Source organism: Streptomyces violascens (assembly GCF_014649955.1).
GTDB lineage: Bacteria > Actinomycetota > Actinomycetes > Streptomycetales > Streptomycetaceae > Streptomyces > Streptomyces violascens.
Map to the genome: position 1 here is coordinate 541767 of NZ_BMUA01000001.1, position 18608 is coordinate 560374.

Consider the following 18608-nt stretch of genomic DNA (forward strand, 5'->3'; position numbering starts at 1 on the left):
TTGGGAGCCCAGTAAGGCACTCTGAAAGGTGAGGCGTATGTGACCACACTCCGTGACCGGCCCGATGTGCCCGAGCGGCCAGCCACCCATGATCGTTTATCAAACCGCCTGGTCCGGAAGCTTGGCCGAGGGGTCATGGCGCAGGAGCGGAGCGGTTGACAGGCTCCGGGACATGAAGGTCCTTCCGCGGCTGCATAAAGCCGTCCTGTTGAATTCGGCGCTCGGTGTAGTGCTCGTCGCGGCCGTGGGCGGCGCTTACGCGGTGGTGGTGAGCTCCGACAGTTCCTCGGCCAAGCACACGGACACCCGGACGGCCGCCGTCTCCACGGGCAAAGTGCAGGCCACCGTCACCGGGGCCGGCCTGCTGACCTCGCCGAGCGATGCCGGGGTCAACTTCACCACCGGTGGGCAGCTGACCAAGGTCGAGGTCAAGCCGGGTGACAAGGTCACCAAGGGCCAGGAGCTCGCGAAGGTCGACGACACCGCGGCGCGCCAGGCGCTCGCCCAGGCGAAGACGTCGCTGGTGGCCGCCAAGGCGAACCTCGCCAAGGTGCAGGAGGGACAGCCGTCGAGCCCGTCGGCCAGTAGCGGCCCCAACCCGTCGGGGGGTCCGAGCCACTCCGCGTCGCCGCCCCCCAGCTCTTCGCCCTCCCCCAGCGGGAAGCCCTCACCGTCCCCGAGCGCTTCGGCTTCCACTTCCCCCGGGCCGATCGGCGGGCTCGGCGATCTGTCGGTCCACAACGTCTCCTACGCGGTCCCGATCGCGAACCCCTCCGTGGACCCCAACCTGCTCGTCCAGGCCCAGGCGCAGGTGTCCCAGGCGCAGACCGCGCTCGACACCGCCCAGCGCACGCTCGACGGGACTGTGCTGACCGCTCCGGTCGACGGCACGGTCGCCTCGGTGGGCGCCACGGTCGGACAGACGGTGATCGGCACGACGTACACCTCGGGGGCGGGCGCCGTTCCGGGTACTCCGCCGGCTCCCGGCACCCCGGGCGGCGCCGCGGCGGGCGGCACGCCGGCCGCGCCGAGCGGTTTCATCGTCCTCACCAACCCCACCGGGATGCAGGTGAAGGCCAACGTCTCGGAGGCCGACGCGCTCCGGCTGAAGCCCGGCCAGGCGGCGACGGTCACCCTGACCGCCCAGTCCACCACCGTGCTCAACGCGAGGGTCCTGTCGGTCAGCACGCTCGCCGTGAACGGTGGCACCGGCGCCGCCGCCCAGTACCCGGTGACGCTCGACATCATGGGCCCCACCAAGGACCTCCACACCGGGCAGGGGGTCAGCGTCCAGATCGTCGCGGGCGAGGCGTCCGACGCCCTGTTCGTGCCGACGGCGGCCTTGAGCGGGACCGGCAACCAGCGCACGGTCACCGTGATCGCAGCGGACGGTACCGCGCATTCCGCGCAGGTGACGGTGGGCGTCGAGAGCGACACCAACACCCAGATCACCAGCGGTCTGACGCAGGGTCAGAAGGTGCGGATCACCACCGTCGCGCCGTAGGGCCAGGGCAAGTCGACGAGCGGGCCGCGCAAGGCCCGCTCGCGGCGTTTGCCTCACGATCGCACCCACATCAGGAACAAGGGAGTACCCAAGACATGGTCCGAGACGGTGACGCGTTCACCAAGACCGGCGGCCAGGACCCCGAGCCGGTGACAGCCGCCTCGCCCGCCCTCACCGCGGTGCAGCCCGCGGCCGGGGAAGAGAGCGCGGCGGCTCCCTCGACGGGCACCGCCGTGCAGCCGACTCAGGCTCCGGACGAGGTGAAGGAGCGCCCCGCCGTGCCGTGGCGTGAACTGCCCTGGCTGACCCTGCTCCTGGCCGTCGGCATCGTGGCGGCGCTGGCCTTCATCGCCGGCGTACTGGTGGAGCAGCACCACCTTCAGTAGGACACCGGTCAGGGGGCGATCGGCAGCCGGCGCTTGTGGTCGGTGAGGCGGTAGCGGTCGACGATCGTCTCGAAGGCCCGCTCGTCGACCGGCTTGCCCTCCAGGAAGTCGTCGATGTCGTCGTACGTGACGCCGAGCGCGTCCTCGTCGGCCTTGCCCGGGTCGAGGGTTTCCAGGTCGGCGGTCGGGGTCTTCCACACCAGTTCGGCAGGTGCGCCCAGGGCGTCCGCGACGGCGCGCACCCGGCGCTTGGTCAGGCCGGTCAGCGGGACCAGGTCGGCGGCGCCGTCGCCGAACTTGGTGAAGAAGCCGGAGACCGCCTCGGCGGCGTGGTCGGTGCCGACGACCAGGCCGCCGTGCGCACCGGCCACCGCGTACTGGGCGATCATGCGCTGGCGGGCCTTGATGTTGCCGTGCACGAAGTCCTGGTGGGCCTCGTCGCGGAAGCCGACACCGGCGGTCAGCGACGCCTGGAGCGCGGCGTCGCTGGCCGGCTTGATGTCCACGGTCAGGACGTGGTCGGCCTGGATGAAGGAGAGCGCGACCTGGGCGTCGTGCTCGTCGGCCTGGACGCCGTAGGGCAGCCGCATCGCGTAGAAGCGGGCCTCGTGCCCGGCGGCCCTGGCCCGCTCGACGGCGAGCTGGCACAGCCGGCCCGCCGTGGTGGAGTCGACACCTCCGCTGATGCCGAGGACGAGGGAGCGCAGACCGGTGGCGGTCAGCCGTTCGGCGAGGAAGGCCACCCGGCGCTCGATCTCCCGCTCGGCGTCGAAGGTCTCGGCGACCTCCAGCTCCCGGGCGATCTCCTGCTGCAGGGCGATGGACGCCGGCTCGCTCACGTCTGCTCCTTGTTCCGGTTCATCATGCTCATGAAGTGCTGCGGCACCCACCCTAACCAAGCCGCGCTCCGGCAGGTCGGGCGCGGTTGTCGGCCGCGTACGTACTCACCGCTCGGCCCTGATCGCCAGCCGCTCCTTCAGGACGGCCGCGATCCGCCTGCACCAGTCGCGGTGCTCCCCCTCGAAGGCCAGACCGCGCAGGCACGTCAGATACGGGCCGATGCGCTCGCCGTCCAGCAGGAACTCCTCCTCGTCCGCATCGCCCCTCAGCTGCCGCAGCAGCGCGCCGAGCAGTTCGATCTTGGCGTCGGCGGCCGAGGCCCGCTCTTCGAGCTGTTCGATCACCGATGCGGTGCCGATGCGGTCGGCGGTCTGGACCTTGACGAGCAGGTCGTCTCGGATGAACGACGGCTTCGAGGCGGCTGCCGCGAAGTTCTCCAGCTCGGCGCGGCCGGCGGCGGTGACCCGGAAGAGGCGCTTGTTGGGCCGGGTCTCCTGGACCACCTGGCGCCCCGCGACGAGCCCGTCCTTCTCCAGTTTGGCGAGCTCGGCGTACAGCTGCTGGGGAAGGGCGTGCCAGAAGTTCGCGACGCCGATGTCGAACGCCTTGGCCAGCTGGTAGCCGCTGTACTCGCCGTCCAGCAGCGCCGCGAGGACGGCATGTCGCAAGGCCATCGGAGCGCCCCTTCCCTTTCCTCGTCCGTCGCTGCATCATACTCAACAATCTGATTAGTCAGATTGTTGAGTATCGAGAGAGGGCATGGAGATACCAATCATGGACATGCAGACCGCCGAACGCTTCCGCGCGGCCGTGGAGAAGCGCGATCTCACGGTGCTGGACGACCTGTTCACCGAGGACGTCCGGCTCTACAGCCCGGTGAAGTTCGTCCCCTTCGAGGGCAAGGCGATGGTGCTCGGGCTCTTCGGGGTCCTGATGCGCACCTTCGAGGACCTGCGCTACATCGGGCACTTCGAGGGCACGGCGGAGACCAGCGCCGACGGCGAAGAGGCCCCGTCGGTGGTCCTGCCGTTCCGGGCCACCGTGGACGGCAAGCAGGTCCACGGCATCGACCTGCTCCAGTTCGACGAGGAGGGCCGCATCAAGGAGTTCACCGTGATGGTCCGCCCTCAGTCCGCCGTGCACACCCTGGGCCAGGCGGTACTGGCCGGCCTGGTCGCCGACGGCCTCGTACCGGCGCCCGCCGGGCAATAGGCGCCGGTACCGCCTTCCGCGAGAAGGTCACGGGCACTCGGGTACCCCCGGCATCCATGCCGGGCCCTTCAGGAAGATGTTGCTGATCCAGCCCTGCTGCTGCGGAAGGTAGGACCAGGCGTCGTTGGTGATCCCGCCGTAGGTCACCGACTCCGCGTGCTTCTGGCACTTCACGTACACGGTGGTCGGCGCCGGGATCACGGTGACGATGCGGGCCGAAGTCGACGGTGTGGCACGCACGTTGACATTGGTGGCCCACACCTGCTCCGGTGTGTCCGGCGGCGGGTGCACCACGTTGCGCTGGGCCACCGCCGCGGTGACCGCCCGCTGGGCGGTGCGGGCCGCCACGCGATCGGCGTTGGCCTTGTCGCCGGGGCTCTGCGTGTTCCCGTTGTCCCGGTACATCACGTGCGGGGCGTTGTCGCCGATCGCGCTGTCGGCGAAGTCCTGCAGCCAGCGGTTCTTCCACTCGTCGGAGCCCGGCACCGCCTGTTCGTTGCAGACCAGGTCGTCGGTGCGGCACACGTCGAAGTAGCGTCCGTCGCCGATGAACCCGGCGAACACCCCCGGAACGTCGAGGCGTTGCATGAGCCCGCCGCGCGAGACGGACGCGGTGCCGTCCGTGTAGTCGGGGTTCAGGGTGACCATCTGGCCGTCCTGTTCCATGCCGATCTGGGCATTGCTGCGGGAGGCGTCGCCGACGTTGACGACGGCGCCGATCTCGTCGGAGTTGCGCTGGTTGCCCTGGATCGCGCCCTGCGCGATGGCGTTCTTGATGACCTGCGCGCCCTGCGAGTAGCCGAGCAGGATCAGTGTCGGCCGGTTCGGGCACGAGGCGTAGAAGCCGACCTCCTGGACGAGCCTGTCCCGGCCCTTGCCCATCGAGGTCCAGTAGTCGTCGGGGCCCCAGTTGCCGGGCAGCCAGGACGGCCAGTCCACGGCGGACGCCGGGTAGTACAGGTCGCGTACGGTGATGTCACTGGCGGGAACGCCGGCACCGGACAGCGCGTCCTCGAGTGCCCGGATGTAGGTGTCGTTGACGCCCACGGTGCCGTACGGGTGGCCGTCGTCCGTGGACTCCGAGGTTCCGTACGCCGAGAGGATCACCCAGGGTCTGTTGCAGTCGGCCGGTGCCTGGGGCGGGTTGGGGCCCGGGTACTCGGCGTGCGCCGCCGTGGCGTTGCCGAGGTTCAGGGCCAGCACGAAGGCGGACAGGACGGCGAGGGTGAGCACCCAGACCTGCCGTCTCATCCCTCTGCCCTCTGCGGTCACGGGCGCGGTCGTCATCCGGGTCCCCCTCCGTCCTGCGCAGCCGAGGGTCCCCACTGATCCCCCGCAGCATCGGTGAACTCACAGTGCAACGCCGCCGGTTGAGCCCCGCAAGGCCCTGACCGTACGATCCGGCCACGGCTGAACCTGTACGTACGCAGAAAGGTGTACAGAGGCCTCCCCGGCCGCCTGCGCGGATCGCGCCATGGTGATCGCCCTCGCTGCCGGGAACGTCGACGCGAACTCGCCGACGGGCCGCTCGGGTGGCGCCTACCCGACGAGCGTCTGGGTGCCCAGGACCGCGAGGAGTTCGAGGCGTTCGGCGTCCTGGCTGCCGGGTTCGGCCGTGTAGATCATGATGCGCAGGTCGCTTCCCGCGACGAAGAGCACGTCGCAGTCCAGGGTCACGGGGCCCACCTGGGGGTGGTCGATGGTCTTGCGGGACGCCTCGTGGTGGCCCACCGTCCCGGCGTCCCACAACTCGGTGAAGCGGTCACTGGTGGCGCGCAGGTCGGCGACCAGCTGCCGCAGCCGCTGGTCGGCGGGATAGCGCCGGACCGCCGCGCGCAGGTCGGCGACGACCGCGCTCTCCAGGGCGATCCGGGACTGTGTGGTGTGCCGGACGCGGCCGTGCGAGCCCGTGAAGGCGCGCCACGCGCCGTTGCGGTCGCGCCCGTGCCGCTCCCCCATCAGCGCCGTGTACAGCGGGTTGGCGAGCAGCAGCGTCCATGACGCGTCGGAGACCGCGACGGGCGTGCCGCTGAGGCGGTCGAGCATGCGGTGCACGCTCGGCGTGATGTAGGCGGGCACGGTGCCCTGGCCCGGCGGCACGAGTCCGGCGGCGTGGAAGAGGTGCTCGCGTTCGGCGGCGGACAGCCGCAGCGCCCGGCCGAGTGCCTCGACGACCTGCTCCGACGGGTTGGCCGCGCGGCCCTGTTCGAGCCGGGTCACGTAGTCGACGGAGATCCCGACGAGCATCGCCAGCTCCTCGCGGCGCAGCCCGGCGGCGCGCCGGTGACCGCCCGAGGGCAGCCCCGCCGCCTCCGGCGAGACCCGGTCGCGAAAGTGCCGCACCATCCGTCCGAACTCCGTGCTCGCCATGCCCCCACTGTGCACCGCCCGGCCGGGGATCGTCCTGGTACTGACAGTCCCAGGAAAAGGGGACGCCTGGCCGGCGCCGGGCCCGGCCCGCAGCCTGGAGCCATGACCACCACACTGATCACCGGAGCGAACAAGGGTCTCGGCTTCGAGACCGCCCGGCGGCTCGTCGCCGCGGGACACACCGTCTACATCGGCAGCCGGGACGAGGAGCGCGGCCGGCTCGCCGCCGAACGCCTCGGCGCGCGGACCGTCCGGCTCGACGTCACCGACGAGGCGTCCGTGCGAGCCGCGGCCGAAACCGTCGAGGCCGACGGCGGTCTCGACGTACTGGTCAACAACGCGGGCATCGAGGTCCGGGGCGCGGGCAACACCGTGGTGGGTGCGGCGGACGTGACCGCCGACCACATGCGGGAGCTCTTCGAGACGAACGTCTTCGGCACGGTCCGCGTCACCCACGCCTTCCTCCCGCTCCTTCGGCGCTCCGCCGCGCCCGTCATCGTCAACGTCAGCAGCGGCCTGGCCTCGCTGACCCGACTGTCCGACGCGTCGTCACCGGCGTACGGCTATCCGGGCGTCGCCTATCCGGCGTCCAAGACCGCGGTCAACATGATCACCGTCCAGTACGCGAAGGCGTTCCCGGCCATGCGGATCAACGCGGTGGAACCCGGGTTCACCAGGACCGACCTGAACGGCAACACGGGTGTCCAGACCGTCGAGCAGGGCGCCGACATCATCGTCCGCATGGCTCTGACGGGCCCCGACGGTCCGACCGGCGGCTACTTCGACGCCCAGGGCCCGCTCCCCTGGTAGACCACCCGTGCGCCGGTCGTCGAGATGCCGGGGGAGGTGAGCTGTACGAGGGTGGGTACGCGGTCAGGCTGCTGGCCGCCTCCGGACCGAGGAGCCCGTGAACCATGGAAGCACTGCACGGCAGAAGTGACGGCGGCCAGGGGCCCGGCGCCCAGGCCGCCCGACCTGGCGCGACCGACTCACGTGTGACGCTGCGGGTCAACGACGCCACGCACACGGTCGAGCTGGAGCACTGCGCCACCCTCCAGGAGGTTCTGCGCGACAGTCTGGGTCTGACCGGCTCGAAGAAGAGGTGTGACGACGGCCGGTGCGGGGCGTGCACGGTGCTGCTCGACGGGCGCCGGGTCGTCAGCTGTCTGCTCCTTGCCGTCGCACAGGAAGGCCGCGAGGTCGTCACCGTGGAGGGACTCGCGGGCACGCCGGGCGCCCACGACAGCCTCCATCCCCTGCGGCGCCCTTCCGCCGACCGGGACGCGTACCAGTGCGGCTACTGCGCGCCGGACCAGAACGGTTCACCCGGAGGGACGCAGAACGGGGCGGCGGGGCAGCCCATGGTCGTCACCGACATGGAACTGCCGGAGAACGTGCCCGTACTGCTGACCCCCGCCGAGGTCCTGGAGCAGCTGAGCGGCAATCTGTGCCGCTGCGGTGCCTACCCGAGCACGGCCGGAGCCGGACAGGACGTGATCGCGTGAAGCCGCTCTCCTATGTCTGCGCCCGTACCGTGGCCGAGGCGGCCGCCTTCCACGGAGGGCGTCCGGAGGCCCGCTATCTGGGCGGTGGCACCAACCTCATCGACCTGATGAGGATGGGCGTCGAGCGGCCCGACATCCTGGTTGACATCACCCGGCTGCCGTTCGACCGGATCGAGGAGCGGACGGACGGTTCGGTGCGGGTCGGAGCAACCGCGCGCAACAGCGATCTCGCCACCCATCCGGCCGTCCTCGATCGGTACCCCGTGCTGTCGCAGGCGCTGCTCAGCGGCGCTTCGGGTCAGCTGCGCAACATGGCGACCACAGCCGGAAATCTCCTCCAGCGCACGCGGTGCGGCTACTTCCGGGATCTGTCGAGGCCCTGCAACAAGAGGGTGCCGGGGAGCGGGTGCGCCGCGCTGGACGGCGTCAACCGCGATCACGCCGTCTTCGGCCACTCACCGCACTGTGTGGCGACCCACCCGTCCGACCTGGCCGTGGCGCTCACGTCGCTCGACGCACTGGTCGAGCTGGTGGGTCCAGCCGGGGTACGGACCGTGCCGGTGACCGAGTTCTACCGGCTGCCGCAGGACCGGCCCGAGCAGGACACCGTGATGCGGCCCGGCGAACTCATCACGAACGTGCTGCTGCCGCCCGTGCCCACGGGTGCCGACTCCCGCTACCGCAAGGCACGGGACCGGGCGTCGGACACCTACATGCTGGCCTCCGTCGCGGCCATGGTGCACGTGGAGCACGGCGTGGTGAAGCACATCGCCGTCGCCCTCGGCGGCCTGGCCCACCGCCCGTGGCGCGCCCGCCGCACGGAGGCCGCGCTGCTCGGCACCAAGCCCACCACGGAGACCGTCGAGCAGGCGGTGGAGGAGGAGTTGACCACCGCGGTGCCGTTGCGGCACAACGCGTACAAGGTGGAACTCGCCCGGGCGATGGCCCGGGAGGTGCTGGGTTCGCTGACCGTCGGCCACCGCAAGCCCTGAGTCCCTTACGCCGCCCGTGCCCTGCGCCCCTCCACTTCGGCGTCGGTCATCGGCGCGATGATGCGGTCCACGTCGCCGACGCGCAGTCTGTCCGGTGTGCTGTACTCGCCATGGGTGGCGACGACCGCGACAGCCACCTTCGAGTCGGGCTGCCAGAACGTCCGGTAGTAGGGCGCGTTCGCCGGGTCCGGGACTTCCACCAGAGCCACGCCACGCCGCTCGAGCAGCCGCCTCAGCTTGTCGAACCGGAGCCGGGGTGTGAACCGCCCGTACCGGTCACGGAGCGTCTCGCCCGCGAGGGTGCGGTTCCGGTGGGCGAGCCGGTGCACCTGCAAGGTGAAGTGGTGCCCCTTCCACGGGTCACCACCGCGAGCACGGTCCCAGAAGAACTCCACCAAGCCGTAGTCGCGCCACATGCTGTGCTTGTCGAAGCTGTTCTCGCCGAATCGCGACCCCAGGACCTCGGCGACCCGGTCGGGAGAGTCTGTGGGCCGCAGCCCGAGCACGGTGCCGGTGGTGACGACGTCCATGTAGAACGCCAGGGAGTACGGGGTCAACTGGTCTTCCTTGATGAGGAGTTGAGGCGCTACTGGGGTGCGATCGCCTTGACCCACTCCTCCACGGTGACCACATCCGCCCACTGGGGGAACAGCTTCCCGATGAGGAACCGGTGCACCTCGGGGTCGAGGTCGAGGCAGGCGTCGGGCAGCACGGTGAGGTGGAGGTCCAGGTCGTTGGCATGGCACACGGTGTGCAGAACGACCCCGCTGGTGGCGATGCCGGCGAGCACGAGGCTGTCGATGCCGCGCACCCTCAGGACGAGGTCGAGGTCACTGCCCGAGAAGGCACTCCCCCGCCTCTTGGTCACCACGATGTCGCCCTGCTGGGGCGCGATGTCGGGGTGGATCTCCGTGCCCGGCTCGCCCAGGGTGAAGAGTCCGGCCCGCACGACAGAGGTGAGCACCCTGTTGCGCGGACTGACCTCGGGATCGCCCGGCCGCAGCCCCATCACCACGTAGATGACGGGGATGCCGGCCGCGTGCGCACCGTCGATGGCCCTGCGAAGGCGCGGCAGGTATCCGGAACCGTCGTCGGCCAGGTCCACGACGTCACGCTGGACATCCATCACGAGCAGAGCGCTGTTTCCCATGACTGCATCCCCTTCCCTCGCCACTGCACCGGAATCAAGATCAGGTCACCCAGTAAATCAGGCGGGGTTCTACCGACAGGCGGAACCCCGCAGCACTCCCCCTGTGCTCAGTGCCCGCCTCTGGGGCTGGTCGCAGCCGAAGTGGTCGGGGTAGCCGCCGAAGGCGTCCGCCTCGGTGGTGCGGCTGCTCATCGTGCCCTCCGGACACATCGGTGAGGCGTCGGTGAGGAAGCCGACCCCGGCAGGGCCGTCCTGGTACGACCGCACCTTGGCGGTGGCGTAACCGAGGTGAGTGAGCGCGCTACGGGTACTCGCGGGGCCGAAGTCGCCCCGCTTGCGCAGCGGTTCGAGTACGTGCCTGATGCGCGTGACGGCCGCGAGCCCGTCACACCGTTGCCGGCCGTGCAGGGAAGATGGGGAGCAGGAAGCCGTGGTTCTCGGCATAGTGGTCGCGCGCGCCCCGGCCCTCCACCATCGATCAGCACCGCACCCAACGCCCGCCGGCCGACGGAACAGCAGGGTTCTCGGCCAACCCTCGATCCATCAGCCGTCGGTCGCACCCACCACATCGCGGCAGTGCGCCCACGCCGGCTCCGAGAGCAACGGGCGCCAGGGGGTGAACAGGGCGCGCAGGTCCTGGCCCCGGCCGGAGTGGAACCCCGGGCTCACCACGGCGATGTCCAACTCGTTGGCGACGGTGAGTTCGGCGAAGTCGCGACGTGCGTCGAGATCCGGGCACATGTGTACGCCGGTGTACCGGTCGACGAACACACCCTTGTCGTCGGCCAGTCCCGGATAGGACGCCTTGCGGTCGCAGGAGGCGTAGAAGTACACGAGTGCCTCGGCCTCCGCGCCGATCGCGTCGGCCAGTTCGGCCCGGCGGTCCAGGTCGAGGAGCGCCACTCGGAACCCATCGGTCCCGTAGAACGCATGACACAGCCCGGCCGACACCAGTGCCGGGCGTGCGCCCCACGAGGCCAGAAGCTCGCCGGTCCGCCGCAGGTGCGCCAGCAAGGTGCCACCCGGGTGTCCGATCTCCTCGGCCCCGGCCGCGGCCAGCATCTCCAACGCCTTGGCAGTCACCTCGATACACCTGCCCGCGTTCCCCGTCGAGGAATCCCCCGAAACGGCCGTATCGGGGCGGCCGTTCAAAGGCACACCGGCGCTGTTCCGCCGGCGGTGAACACCGGCCCGGCCGGGCTCGACGATCACTACCGTCGAGTCACATGACGACGATTGCCACGCGCACGGTCGAGTACCCGGCCGACGGTCTGACGATGATCGGGCACCTCGCACTCCCGGCCGGTGCCGGCCGTCGGCCCGCGGTCCTGGTCGGGCCCGAGGGGCCGGGGCTCAGCGACGTCGAGCGCCGCCGGGCCGATGCGCTCGCCGAGCTGGGATACGTGGCGCTGGCCTTCGACTTCCACGGCGGGCGCTATCTGGACGACATCGAGGAGATGCTGGGCCGCTGCATGCCGCTGCTCGCCGACGCCGACCGGATGCGCGGCATCGGCCACGCGGCGCTGGACGCGCTGCGCGCCGAACCGCGGACCGACCCCGGCCGGATCGCCGCCATCGGCTACGGCACCGGGGGCGCGATCGCACTGGAACTGGGGCGCGACGGCGTCGACCTGCGCGCGATCGGGACGGTCAACGCGCTCACCACCGGCCGGCCGGGCGAGGCGGCGCGCATCCGCTGCCCGGTGTGGGCCGGGGTCGGATCGGAGGACCCGATCATGCCGCCCGCACAACGGGAGGCGTTCACCGCCGAGATGCAGGCCGCGGGCGTCGACTGGCGCCTCGTGGTCTACGGCGGCGCCTTGCACGCCTTCCACCACCCGCCGGTCGACCAGGCCGTGCGCCCCGGGGTCGGCCACCACCCGGAGCACGCGCGGCGGGCCTGGCGCGACGTCGTCGGCCTGCTCGCCGAGTGCCTGCCCGTGACGGAGTGATCCGGCTGGCAACCGCGATGCGACTGCTCGGTGTTACACGACAGGTGGCGCCAGCTGTACGAGAACGCGGCCAACGCATACCCATAAGTGGCTCGCCCCGACAGACAAACCCATCCCGTGCGTAGGGTGCCGGAATGCGCCTGATGGGGGTGCGGCTTCGAAGAGAGGGAACAACCGGTGGAGTCGACGGCTTTCGATGCGAGCGAGCGGCGGATCTGGGCGGGGCGGGCCAAGGCGTACGCGGGCAGCTTCGGCAAGCTGTGTGCGCATCCGGTCCCCCGGCTGCTCGACGCGGCCCGGGTGCGGGACGGGGTGCGGGTCCTTGATGTGGGGACAGGGACAGGCGCGGTCGCCGCGGCCGCCTGCGCGCGGGGCGCGCGGGTGACGGGGGTCGACGCCGAGATCAGCATGGTGGAGCTGGCCGCACAGGCCGTGCCCTCGGCCGGGATACACCTGGCCGTACTGCCTCAACTCCCTTTCTCCGACGGCCTGTTCGACGCCGTGACCGGCAACTTTGTCCTCAACCATGTGGGTCGGCCGAGGGCCGCGCTGGCCGAACTCCGTCGTGTCGTACGCCCGGGCGGGTGGATCGCGGTGACCATCTGGTCCGTACCCACCGCGGCCGGACAGGCCCTGCTCGGCCGGGCCGTCGAGGCCGCGGGCGCGGTCCGGCCGTCCCACATCCCGGCGCTCGCTGCCGAGGACGACTTCCCCCGCACCGAGGCCGGACTGGCCGAACTCCTCACATCGGCAGGCCTGAAAGATGTGGTGTGTGAGTCGATGCAGTGGGACCACCACACAGAAGCCGAGGAATGGTGGGGTGGGGCCGCCGAGGGTGTGGGCGCCATCGGGCAGACGGTGGTGAGCCAGCCGGACCACACCCTCGGTGAGATCAAGCGCCACTTCGACCTCCTCAGCGCCGAATTCGCCGGGCCCTCGGGGCGCCTGGCCCTCCCGCACGCCGCCCTCCTCGCCCACGCCCGCCGCTGACGAAGGCCGAGCGGGCATCGGGGCGCGGCTGCGCCCGCAGTGCCCTGGCGAAACCCTCGCGCAGACCCGTACCGCCGCCCACCAGCGGCATTCCCTCGCCGCGGCACAGCGGGTGCACGATGTGGACTGCGGCGCCGCACGAAAGCACACCGACCAGGTCGCGGCGGCCGCCCACGGTTCGGGAGATCGCGGCGACGTCCAGGAGTGCGCTGCCGTACGTGCAGTCCTCGCCCGCGCCCGCCCCGGAGACCGCCGAGCAGACCGCCGCACCCAGCAACTCCCGCCACGGCTGCGGCGGGTGGAATGCCCCCTGCGCCCAGCCCCCCACGGAACGACGGGCGGTCGCAGTCTCGATCATCGGGGGCGGCACGGCGAACTCGCGCACGCGCGGCCAGAAGGAAAGGCGGGGCCCCATTCGCGAGGTGACTGAGCATCAGCACTCACCTCGCGCGGACGGGTCCCCCCCCCATCTGTCAGCAGAGGGAGTCGTCATCGCGGCGAGCACAACCCTCGTCCTCGCGATCTGTCAGCGGCGTTTTCGACGCGCAGCCGCGCGGCGCACATGAGCACCATCACGATCCGTCACCGTACGGAGCCCGCTGTGTAGGCGCCCGCCACATGTGTCGCCGACACACGTACCCGACCGGAACCGGAACCAAAGAGGCCACACCCGCAGCGGCGCCGCACGGGGCGCGCCGAGGCCCTGGTCCTGCGCGGTATCGGCCGGGGCCCCCACCCGGCCCCGACCCAGCGGCGAGGTCGGCCATGGGACGGCCTTGATCGACTGGTCACGCCCGGTACCGGGACATAAGGTCGATTAGTGGACGTCAGCGTCCACGCCCCTCGCACGAGGGCAAGGTCCGCCATGACGAGTTCGCAGCCGATACCCACGACCGAGACCGCAGCCCCGGGCAAGAGAGGCGGCGGCAAGGGGATCGCGCTCCTGGTCATCGCCTCGTGCCAGTTGATGGTGGTGCTCGACGTCACCATCGTGAACATCGCGCTTCCACACATCCAGAACGCGTTGCACTTCTCGACCACGGGCCTGGCCTGGGTGGTCAGCGCCTACACCCTCACCTTCGGCGGGCTGCTCCTGCTCGGCGGGCGCACCGGTGACATCGTCGGCAGGCGCAGGGTCTTCATGTGCGGCGTGCTGCTCTTCGCGATCGCCTCCCTGCTCGGCGGACTGTCGCAGAACTCCGGCCAGCTGCTCGCGGCGCGGGCGATCCAGGGGGTCGGTGGCGCCGTCGCCTCGCCGACCGCCCTCGCGCTGATCACCACCACGTTCACCGAAGGCCTCGAACGCAACAGGGCGTTCGGTGTCTTCGCGGCGGTCTCCGCGGGCGGCGGCGCGATCGGTCTGCTCGCGGGCGGCATCCTCGTCGAATGGCTCAACTGGCGCTGGGTCCTGTTCGTCAACGTGCCGATCGCCGTGCTGATCCTGCTGGCCACCCCGCGGCACATCAAGGAGTCCGAGCGCCATTCCGGCCACTTCGACCTGGCAGGAGCGCTGACCTCCACGCTCGGTATGGTCGCGCTGGTCTACGGGTTCATCCGGGCTGCCCAGGAAGGGTGGCGCGACCCGTTCACGCTGGGGTCGTTCGGCGCCGCGGTGGTGCTCCTGTTCACCTTCGTCATGGTGGAGCGGCGCTCGCAGCAGCCGATCACCCCGCTGCACATGTTCGCCGACCGCAACCGCGCGGGCACGTACGGCATCATGCTGAGCCTGGCCGCCGCGATCTTCGGCATGTTCTTCTTCCTCACCCTGTTCGTGCAGGACGTGCTCGGCTTCACCCCGCTCCGGGCCGGTCTCGCCTTCCTTCCGGTCAGCGCGATCATCGCCGTGGGTGCGGGCCTGGCGTCCCAACTGCTGCCGAAATACGGGCCCAAGCCCTTCATGGTGACGGGCGCGATCCTGGCCGCGGCCGGGTTGTCGTGGCTCACGCAGACGGACATCCACTCCACCTATCTGGGGAGCATCCTGGGCCCGATCCTCGTCTTCGGCCTGGGCATGGGCCTCAACTTCGTCTCTCTGACGCTCATGGCCGTCTCCGGTGTCCCGCCGCACGAGGCGGGCGCCGCCTCCGGCATGCTCAACGCCACACAGCAGGTGGGCGGTTCACTGGGCCTGTCCATCCTGGTCACGGTGTTCGGCACGGCGAGCCGCAACGAGGCGACCGACCAGGTTCCGAAATTCCTGAGCCAGGCCGATCCGGCGCAGCGCCTGATGTTCCGGCGCACCGGCCAGCTGCCGCGCCCGTGGAGCGACCAGGTGCTCACGTCCGGGGTGTCCACGGCCTTCATCGTGGCCGCGATCTTCGCGGTGATGGCCGCGCTGATCGCCCTCCTGTGCATTCAGGTACGCCCCTCGGACCTCGAACGCCTCCAGGGCCCCAGGCCGACCGGCCCCTGAGACACCCCCGCCTCCGCCCCCGACTCGCCCGGAAGGAACGGCACTTCGCAACACGAAGCACATGTGGCACAGCCGCACGACACGGCGCCGGGATGCGGAACGGCGCCGCCTGCGTGCTGCTTCGCGCCGGGTTCCGCGCCGCGCGGGTGGGAAGGATATTCGGGATCCGGGGACGATCCGATCCCCGTGTCGGCGGATTCCTTCCGGAGGTGCCCCACCGTGAGCACGACGATTCCCTCGCGTACGGGAAAGGCCCCGGGCGGATGGCCGTTGCTGGGCCACGCCTGGCAACTCCATTCACGTCCACTGGAGTTCCTGTCCTCGCTCCCCGCGCACGGAGACCTCGTACGCATCGGGATGGGCCCCTGGCCGGCGTACGTCGTCTGCGAACCGGACGCGGCCCACCGGATGCTCACCGACTCCCGCACGTTCGACAAGGGCGGCCCGTTCTTCGACAAGGCGCGCGTGCTCTTCGGCAGCAGTCTGCCCATGGCGGGCTGGCAGGAGCACCGCTGGCAGCGCCGCCAGATGCAGCCCGCCTTCCAGAGCGACCGGATCGAGAAGTACGCCGTGGTCATGGGCGAGGAGGTCGACCGCATGACGTCTCGCTGGCGGCCCGGCCAACGCCTGGACGTCACCGACACGCTGACCACCCTGACCCTGCGCATCGTCACCCGCAGCGTGCTCGGCGCCGAAGCGCAGGACGAGGCCGTCGCCGAGGTACAGGAGAGCCTGCACACCGTGATCGACGGCATCTACCAGCGGGTGATGCTGCCGCTCGGCCCGCTCTACCGGCTGCCCACCCCCGCCAACCGCCGCTACCGCCGCGCCTGCGAGCGACTGCACCGCGCCATCGACGGCATCATCGCCGAGCGTCGGGCATCCCCGGGCGGCGACGACCTGGTCTCCATGCTGCTGGCCGCGCGCAACGACGACACCGGCGAGCCGATGACCGACGTGGACATCCGCGATCAGCTCATGGTCATGATCGGTGCCGGGTTCGAAACCACCGCCAACAGCCTGGCGTTCGCCCTGTGGCTGCTCAGCCAGCACCCGGAGGCCGAGGCGCAGGTACACGCCGAGGTCGACCGGACCCTGGCCGGCCGTACGGCCACCACGAAGGATCTCGACGGCCTGACCTACACCCGGCGCGTCATCAACGAGGTCCTGCGCATGTATCCGGCGGGCTGGTTCTTCACCCGCGTCACCACCACCGACACCACCCTCGCCGGTCGCCGCCTGCCCAAGGGCACGGCCCTCCTCTACAGCGCCTACCTCCTCCAGCACCGCCCCGAGCTGTTCCCCGACCCCGACCGCTTCGACCCCGACCGCTGGATCGGCCAGAACACCGACAGCCTGCCCCGGGGCACGTTCGTCTCGTTCGGCGGCGGGAACCGCAAGTGCATCGGCGACCAGTTCGCCCTCATCGAGATGACTCTGGCCCTGGCCACCGTCTGCACCCGCTGGAGCCTGCATCCCGACCCCGGCAGCACCATGACCGTCCAGGTCCGCGGCACCCTCGGTCCCGGCAGCCTGATCATGACCTGCCGGCCCCGGAGCAAGCCCGAGGAAGGCTGACTCCGCCGACCCACCGGCCGGCCCGGCCGCGAACCGGAATCGGAACCGCCTCCCGCCTCGCGCCGTCCTCCAGCGCGTGATCGTCGCGAGCGGCGGCGGCGCGAGGATCCCGGGCCTGCGGCTCTCCGGGTGGAGGTGGTGCGCGTGCGGGGACTGACCAACGCGGCCCGGTCACGGTCCGGCGCGTCCCAGGAGGACGCTTTCGGGCACACGATGTCGTTCGCGGCGCTGGCCCAGGCGCCGGACAGACGGCGTATCGAAGCATGGCTGCTGGCCTTCGTCGTCGTGATCACCCTGGGCGGCTACGCCTGCACCGGTCTGTCCATGCAGGGTCAGCTGCCTGCGGGATTCACCGGGTTCGCCGTCGCCGTGTTCCTGCTCGCGCTGGTCCCGCACCTGGCCGTACGGCGCTGGGCGGCGCGTGCCGATCCACTGCTCCTGCCGCTCGCCCTGCTGCTCACGGGCCTCGGCCTGGTCCTGCTGCATCGCCTGGACATCACGTACGTGGCCGAGCCCCGTCTGAAGATCGCCCCGGTGGGCAACGGACAGCTGGTGTGGACGGTCATCGGCGTGGCGGTCTGCGTCGGCCTGCTGATCGTCCTGCGCGATCACCGCCGGCTCCAGCGCTACCTCTACCTGATGATGGCCGTCGCCCTGGTGCTCCTGATGGCTCCCGCGTTCTCCAGCGCCGACCAGTTCGGCGCCAAGCGCTGGATCATGATGGGGCCGCTGTCCGTGCAGCCCGGCGAATTCGTGAAAATCATGATCGCGGTGTTCTTCGCGGGCTACCTCACCGTCAGCCGCGACGCGCTGGCCCTGTCCGGCCGCCGTCTCCTCGGCATGCGGCTGCCACCCGGCCGCCGGCTCGGGCCGATCGTGGCGATCTGGGTGCTCAGCCTCCTGGTGCTGATCTTCGAGCGCGACCTCGGTACCTCCCTGATCTTCTTCGGCCTCTTCGTGATCATGCTGTACATGGCTACCGAGCGGACCAGTTGGGTGGTGTGCGGTCTGCTGATGGCGGTGGTCGGCGCGGCGGTGGTCGGTTCCCTAGAGCCGCACGTGCACGGCCGGGTCGAAGCCTGGCTGAACCCGATGGAAGCCTTCACGCCGGAGGGCGTCAAGGCGGGCCTCTCCAACCAGTTGGGGCAGGCCCTGTTCAGCTTCGGCAGCGGCGGCATCACCGGGACGGGCCTGGGCCAGGGGCATCCGGAGCTCGTCGGCTTCGCCGGGAACAGCGACTTCATCCTCACCACCGTCGGCGAAGAGCTGGGCCTGGCCGGGGTGATGGCGGTCCTGCTCCTGTATGGGCTGCTCGCCCAGCGCGCCCTCCACACCGGGCTGCTGGCCCGCGATCCGTTCGGCAAGCTGCTCGCCACCGGCATGGCCGGCGCCCTGGTGCTCCAGGTGTTCGTGGTGACGGGCGGTGTCATGGGGCTGATCCCCCTCACCGGAAAGGCGCTGCCGTTCCTCGCGAAGGGCGGCTCCTCGATGGTGGCCAACTGGCTGATGGTGGCCCTGTTGATCCGCATCAGCGACAGCGCGCAGCGCCGTCACGAACCGGCTTCCAGCAGCAACGCCGCGTCCGGACGCTCTCATTCCGGTGCGCGTGGAGCGGTTGCGGGGGTGGGATGAGCTGCCCCTCGAACGGCCGGAACCATGAGGTGTCCATGACGCGTCCACGTCTGTGATCACGTCATCCGCCAGTCCCAGGAGGGG

Annotated in this window: 19 protein-coding genes and 1 pseudogene; 11 read left to right on the top strand and 9 right to left on the bottom strand. The window is 70.6% G+C overall.

Features of this window, described 5'->3' with window-relative positions:
- Window positions 1-172: 172 nt before the first annotated feature.
- Complete coding sequence (locus tag IE206_RS02495; protein WP_189960146.1) at window positions 173-1504, top strand: efflux RND transporter periplasmic adaptor subunit; 1332 nt, start codon at window positions 173-175, stop codon at window positions 1502-1504.
- 95 nt (window positions 1505-1599) lie between these two features.
- A complete protein-coding gene (locus IE206_RS02500) occupies window positions 1600-1890 on the top strand; it encodes a hypothetical protein (protein ID WP_189960148.1) in 291 nt (96 codons plus the stop codon).
- 8 nt (window positions 1891-1898) lie between these two features.
- On the opposite strand, the gene nadE is transcribed toward IE206_RS02500, so the two are convergent.
- Window positions 1899-2729 carry an NAD(+) synthase gene (gene nadE, locus IE206_RS02505; protein WP_308433903.1) on the bottom strand — a complete coding sequence of 277 codons (831 nt, stop codon included), beginning with the start codon at window positions 2727-2729 and terminating at the stop codon, window positions 1899-1901.
- A gap of 105 nt (window positions 2730-2834) precedes the next feature.
- Window positions 2835-3404: a PadR family transcriptional regulator gene (locus tag IE206_RS02510; protein WP_189960150.1), complete on the bottom strand. Its 570-nt coding sequence runs from the start codon at window positions 3402-3404 to the stop codon at window positions 2835-2837.
- A 106-nt stretch (window positions 3405-3510) separates the two neighbouring features.
- On the opposite strand from IE206_RS02510, the gene IE206_RS02515 reads away from it, so the two are divergent.
- Window positions 3511-3942 (top strand): nuclear transport factor 2 family protein, encoded by a 432-nt coding sequence (locus IE206_RS02515; protein WP_189960756.1) that lies wholly within the window; start codon window positions 3511-3513, stop codon window positions 3940-3942.
- Between the two features lie 27 nt (window positions 3943-3969).
- On the opposite strand, the gene IE206_RS02520 is transcribed toward IE206_RS02515, so the two are convergent.
- Entirely contained in the window at window positions 3970-5193 is a 1224-nt protein-coding gene (locus IE206_RS02520) for a cutinase family protein (RefSeq protein ID WP_189960152.1), read from the bottom strand.
- A gap of 288 nt (window positions 5194-5481) precedes the next feature.
- Window positions 5482-6312, bottom strand: a complete 831-nt coding sequence (locus IE206_RS02525; RefSeq protein WP_189960154.1) for a helix-turn-helix transcriptional regulator — start codon at window positions 6310-6312, stop codon at window positions 5482-5484.
- A gap of 102 nt (window positions 6313-6414) precedes the next feature.
- Here IE206_RS02525 and IE206_RS02530 point away from each other — a divergent pair, with 102 nt between their 5' ends.
- The 3 genes from IE206_RS02530 (at window position 6415) to IE206_RS02540 (ending at window position 8809) form a co-directional block, all read left to right on the top strand.
- On the top strand, window positions 6415-7122 hold the full coding sequence (locus IE206_RS02530) for an SDR family NAD(P)-dependent oxidoreductase (protein ID WP_189960156.1): 708 nt from the start codon (window positions 6415-6417) through the stop codon (window positions 7120-7122).
- Between the two features lie 104 nt (window positions 7123-7226).
- The gene (locus tag IE206_RS02535; protein ID WP_189960158.1) at window positions 7227-7817 is read left to right on the top strand and encodes a (2Fe-2S)-binding protein; all 591 of its coding nucleotides are present in this window, start codon (window positions 7227-7229) and stop codon (window positions 7815-7817) included.
- Entirely contained in the window at window positions 7814-8809 is a 996-nt protein-coding gene (locus tag IE206_RS02540; protein WP_189960161.1) for an FAD binding domain-containing protein, read from the top strand. The genes IE206_RS02535 and IE206_RS02540 overlap by 4 nt, the downstream gene beginning before the upstream one ends.
- A gap of 5 nt (window positions 8810-8814) precedes the next feature.
- Here IE206_RS02540 and IE206_RS02545 read toward each other — a convergent pair whose 3' ends face one another.
- From IE206_RS02545 to IE206_RS02560, 4 genes are all read right to left on the bottom strand, one after another.
- Window positions 8815-9366 (bottom strand): hypothetical protein, encoded by a 552-nt coding sequence (locus IE206_RS02545; protein ID WP_189960163.1) that lies wholly within the window; start codon window positions 9364-9366, stop codon window positions 8815-8817.
- 29 nt (window positions 9367-9395) lie between these two features.
- On the bottom strand, window positions 9396-9959 hold the full coding sequence (locus IE206_RS02550) for a cysteine hydrolase family protein (RefSeq protein ID WP_189960165.1): 564 nt from the start codon (window positions 9957-9959) through the stop codon (window positions 9396-9398).
- Between the two features lie 69 nt (window positions 9960-10028).
- Window positions 10029-10403: a hypothetical protein gene (locus IE206_RS02555; RefSeq protein WP_226598661.1), complete on the bottom strand. Its 375-nt coding sequence runs from the start codon at window positions 10401-10403 to the stop codon at window positions 10029-10031.
- Window positions 10404-10502: 99 nt separating this feature from the next.
- The gene (locus IE206_RS02560) at window positions 10503-11021 is read right to left on the bottom strand and encodes a DUF6817 domain-containing protein (RefSeq protein WP_189960757.1); all 519 of its coding nucleotides are present in this window, start codon (window positions 11019-11021) and stop codon (window positions 10503-10505) included.
- Window positions 11022-11185: 164 nt separating this feature from the next.
- On the opposite strand from IE206_RS02560, the gene IE206_RS02565 reads away from it, so the two are divergent.
- Window positions 11186-11911, top strand: coding sequence for a dienelactone hydrolase family protein (locus tag IE206_RS02565; RefSeq protein WP_189960167.1), 726 nt, complete (start codon window positions 11186-11188; stop codon window positions 11909-11911).
- A 177-nt stretch (window positions 11912-12088) separates the two neighbouring features.
- Window positions 12089-12901 (top strand): class I SAM-dependent methyltransferase, encoded by an 813-nt coding sequence (locus tag IE206_RS02570; protein ID WP_189960170.1) that lies wholly within the window; start codon window positions 12089-12091, stop codon window positions 12899-12901.
- Here the strand turns inward: IE206_RS02570 and IE206_RS42320 are convergent.
- Window positions 12894-13220: pseudogene (locus tag IE206_RS42320) on the bottom strand (DUF2201 family putative metallopeptidase); the annotation flags it as partial. The gene IE206_RS02570 and the pseudogene IE206_RS42320 overlap by 8 nt on opposite strands.
- A gap of 546 nt (window positions 13221-13766) precedes the next feature.
- Here IE206_RS42320 and IE206_RS02575 point away from each other — a divergent pair.
- From IE206_RS02575 to IE206_RS02585, 3 genes are all read left to right on the top strand, one after another.
- A complete protein-coding gene (locus IE206_RS02575; protein WP_189960172.1) occupies window positions 13767-15314 on the top strand; it encodes an MFS transporter in 1548 nt (515 codons plus the stop codon).
- A gap of 219 nt (window positions 15315-15533) precedes the next feature.
- Entirely contained in the window at window positions 15534-16892 is a 1359-nt protein-coding gene (locus IE206_RS02580) for a cytochrome P450 (RefSeq protein WP_189960181.1), read from the top strand.
- 213 nt (window positions 16893-17105) lie between these two features.
- On the top strand, window positions 17106-18524 hold the full coding sequence (locus tag IE206_RS02585) for an FtsW/RodA/SpoVE family cell cycle protein (protein WP_189960758.1): 1419 nt from the start codon (window positions 17106-17108) through the stop codon (window positions 18522-18524).
- Window positions 18525-18608: the final 84 nt, after the last annotated feature.

Coding starts and splice junctions, on each gene's coding strand:
- IE206_RS02495 (WP_189960146.1), top strand. CDS start 173: ATGAAGGTCCTTCCGCGGCTGCATAAAGCCGTCCTGTTGAATTCGGCG.
- IE206_RS02500 (WP_189960148.1), top strand. CDS start 1,600: ATGGTCCGAGACGGTGACGCGTTCACCAAGACCGGCGGCCAGGACCCC.
- IE206_RS02510 (WP_189960150.1), bottom strand. CDS start 3,404: ATGGCCTTGCGACATGCCGTCCTCGCGGCGCTGCTGGACGGCGAGTAC.
- IE206_RS02515 (WP_189960756.1), top strand. CDS start 3,511: ATGCAGACCGCCGAACGCTTCCGCGCGGCCGTGGAGAAGCGCGATCTC.
- IE206_RS02520 (WP_189960152.1), bottom strand. CDS start 5,193: ATGAGACGGCAGGTCTGGGTGCTCACCCTCGCCGTCCTGTCCGCCTTC.
- IE206_RS02525 (WP_189960154.1), bottom strand. CDS start 6,312: ATGGCGAGCACGGAGTTCGGACGGATGGTGCGGCACTTTCGCGACCGG.
- IE206_RS02530 (WP_189960156.1), top strand. CDS start 6,415: ATGACCACCACACTGATCACCGGAGCGAACAAGGGTCTCGGCTTCGAG.
- IE206_RS02535 (WP_189960158.1), top strand. CDS start 7,227: ATGGAAGCACTGCACGGCAGAAGTGACGGCGGCCAGGGGCCCGGCGCC.
- IE206_RS02550 (WP_189960165.1), bottom strand. CDS start 9,959: ATGGGAAACAGCGCTCTGCTCGTGATGGATGTCCAGCGTGACGTCGTG.
- IE206_RS02555 (WP_226598661.1), bottom strand. CDS start 10,403: ATGCCGAGAACCACGGCTTCCTGCTCCCCATCTTCCCTGCACGGCCGG.
- IE206_RS02560 (WP_189960757.1), bottom strand. CDS start 11,021: ATGCTGGCCGCGGCCGGGGCCGAGGAGATCGGACACCCGGGTGGCACC.
- IE206_RS02565 (WP_189960167.1), top strand. CDS start 11,186: ATGACGACGATTGCCACGCGCACGGTCGAGTACCCGGCCGACGGTCTG.
- IE206_RS02575 (WP_189960172.1), top strand. CDS start 13,767: ATGACGAGTTCGCAGCCGATACCCACGACCGAGACCGCAGCCCCGGGC.
- IE206_RS02585 (WP_189960758.1), top strand. CDS start 17,106: ATGTCGTTCGCGGCGCTGGCCCAGGCGCCGGACAGACGGCGTATCGAA.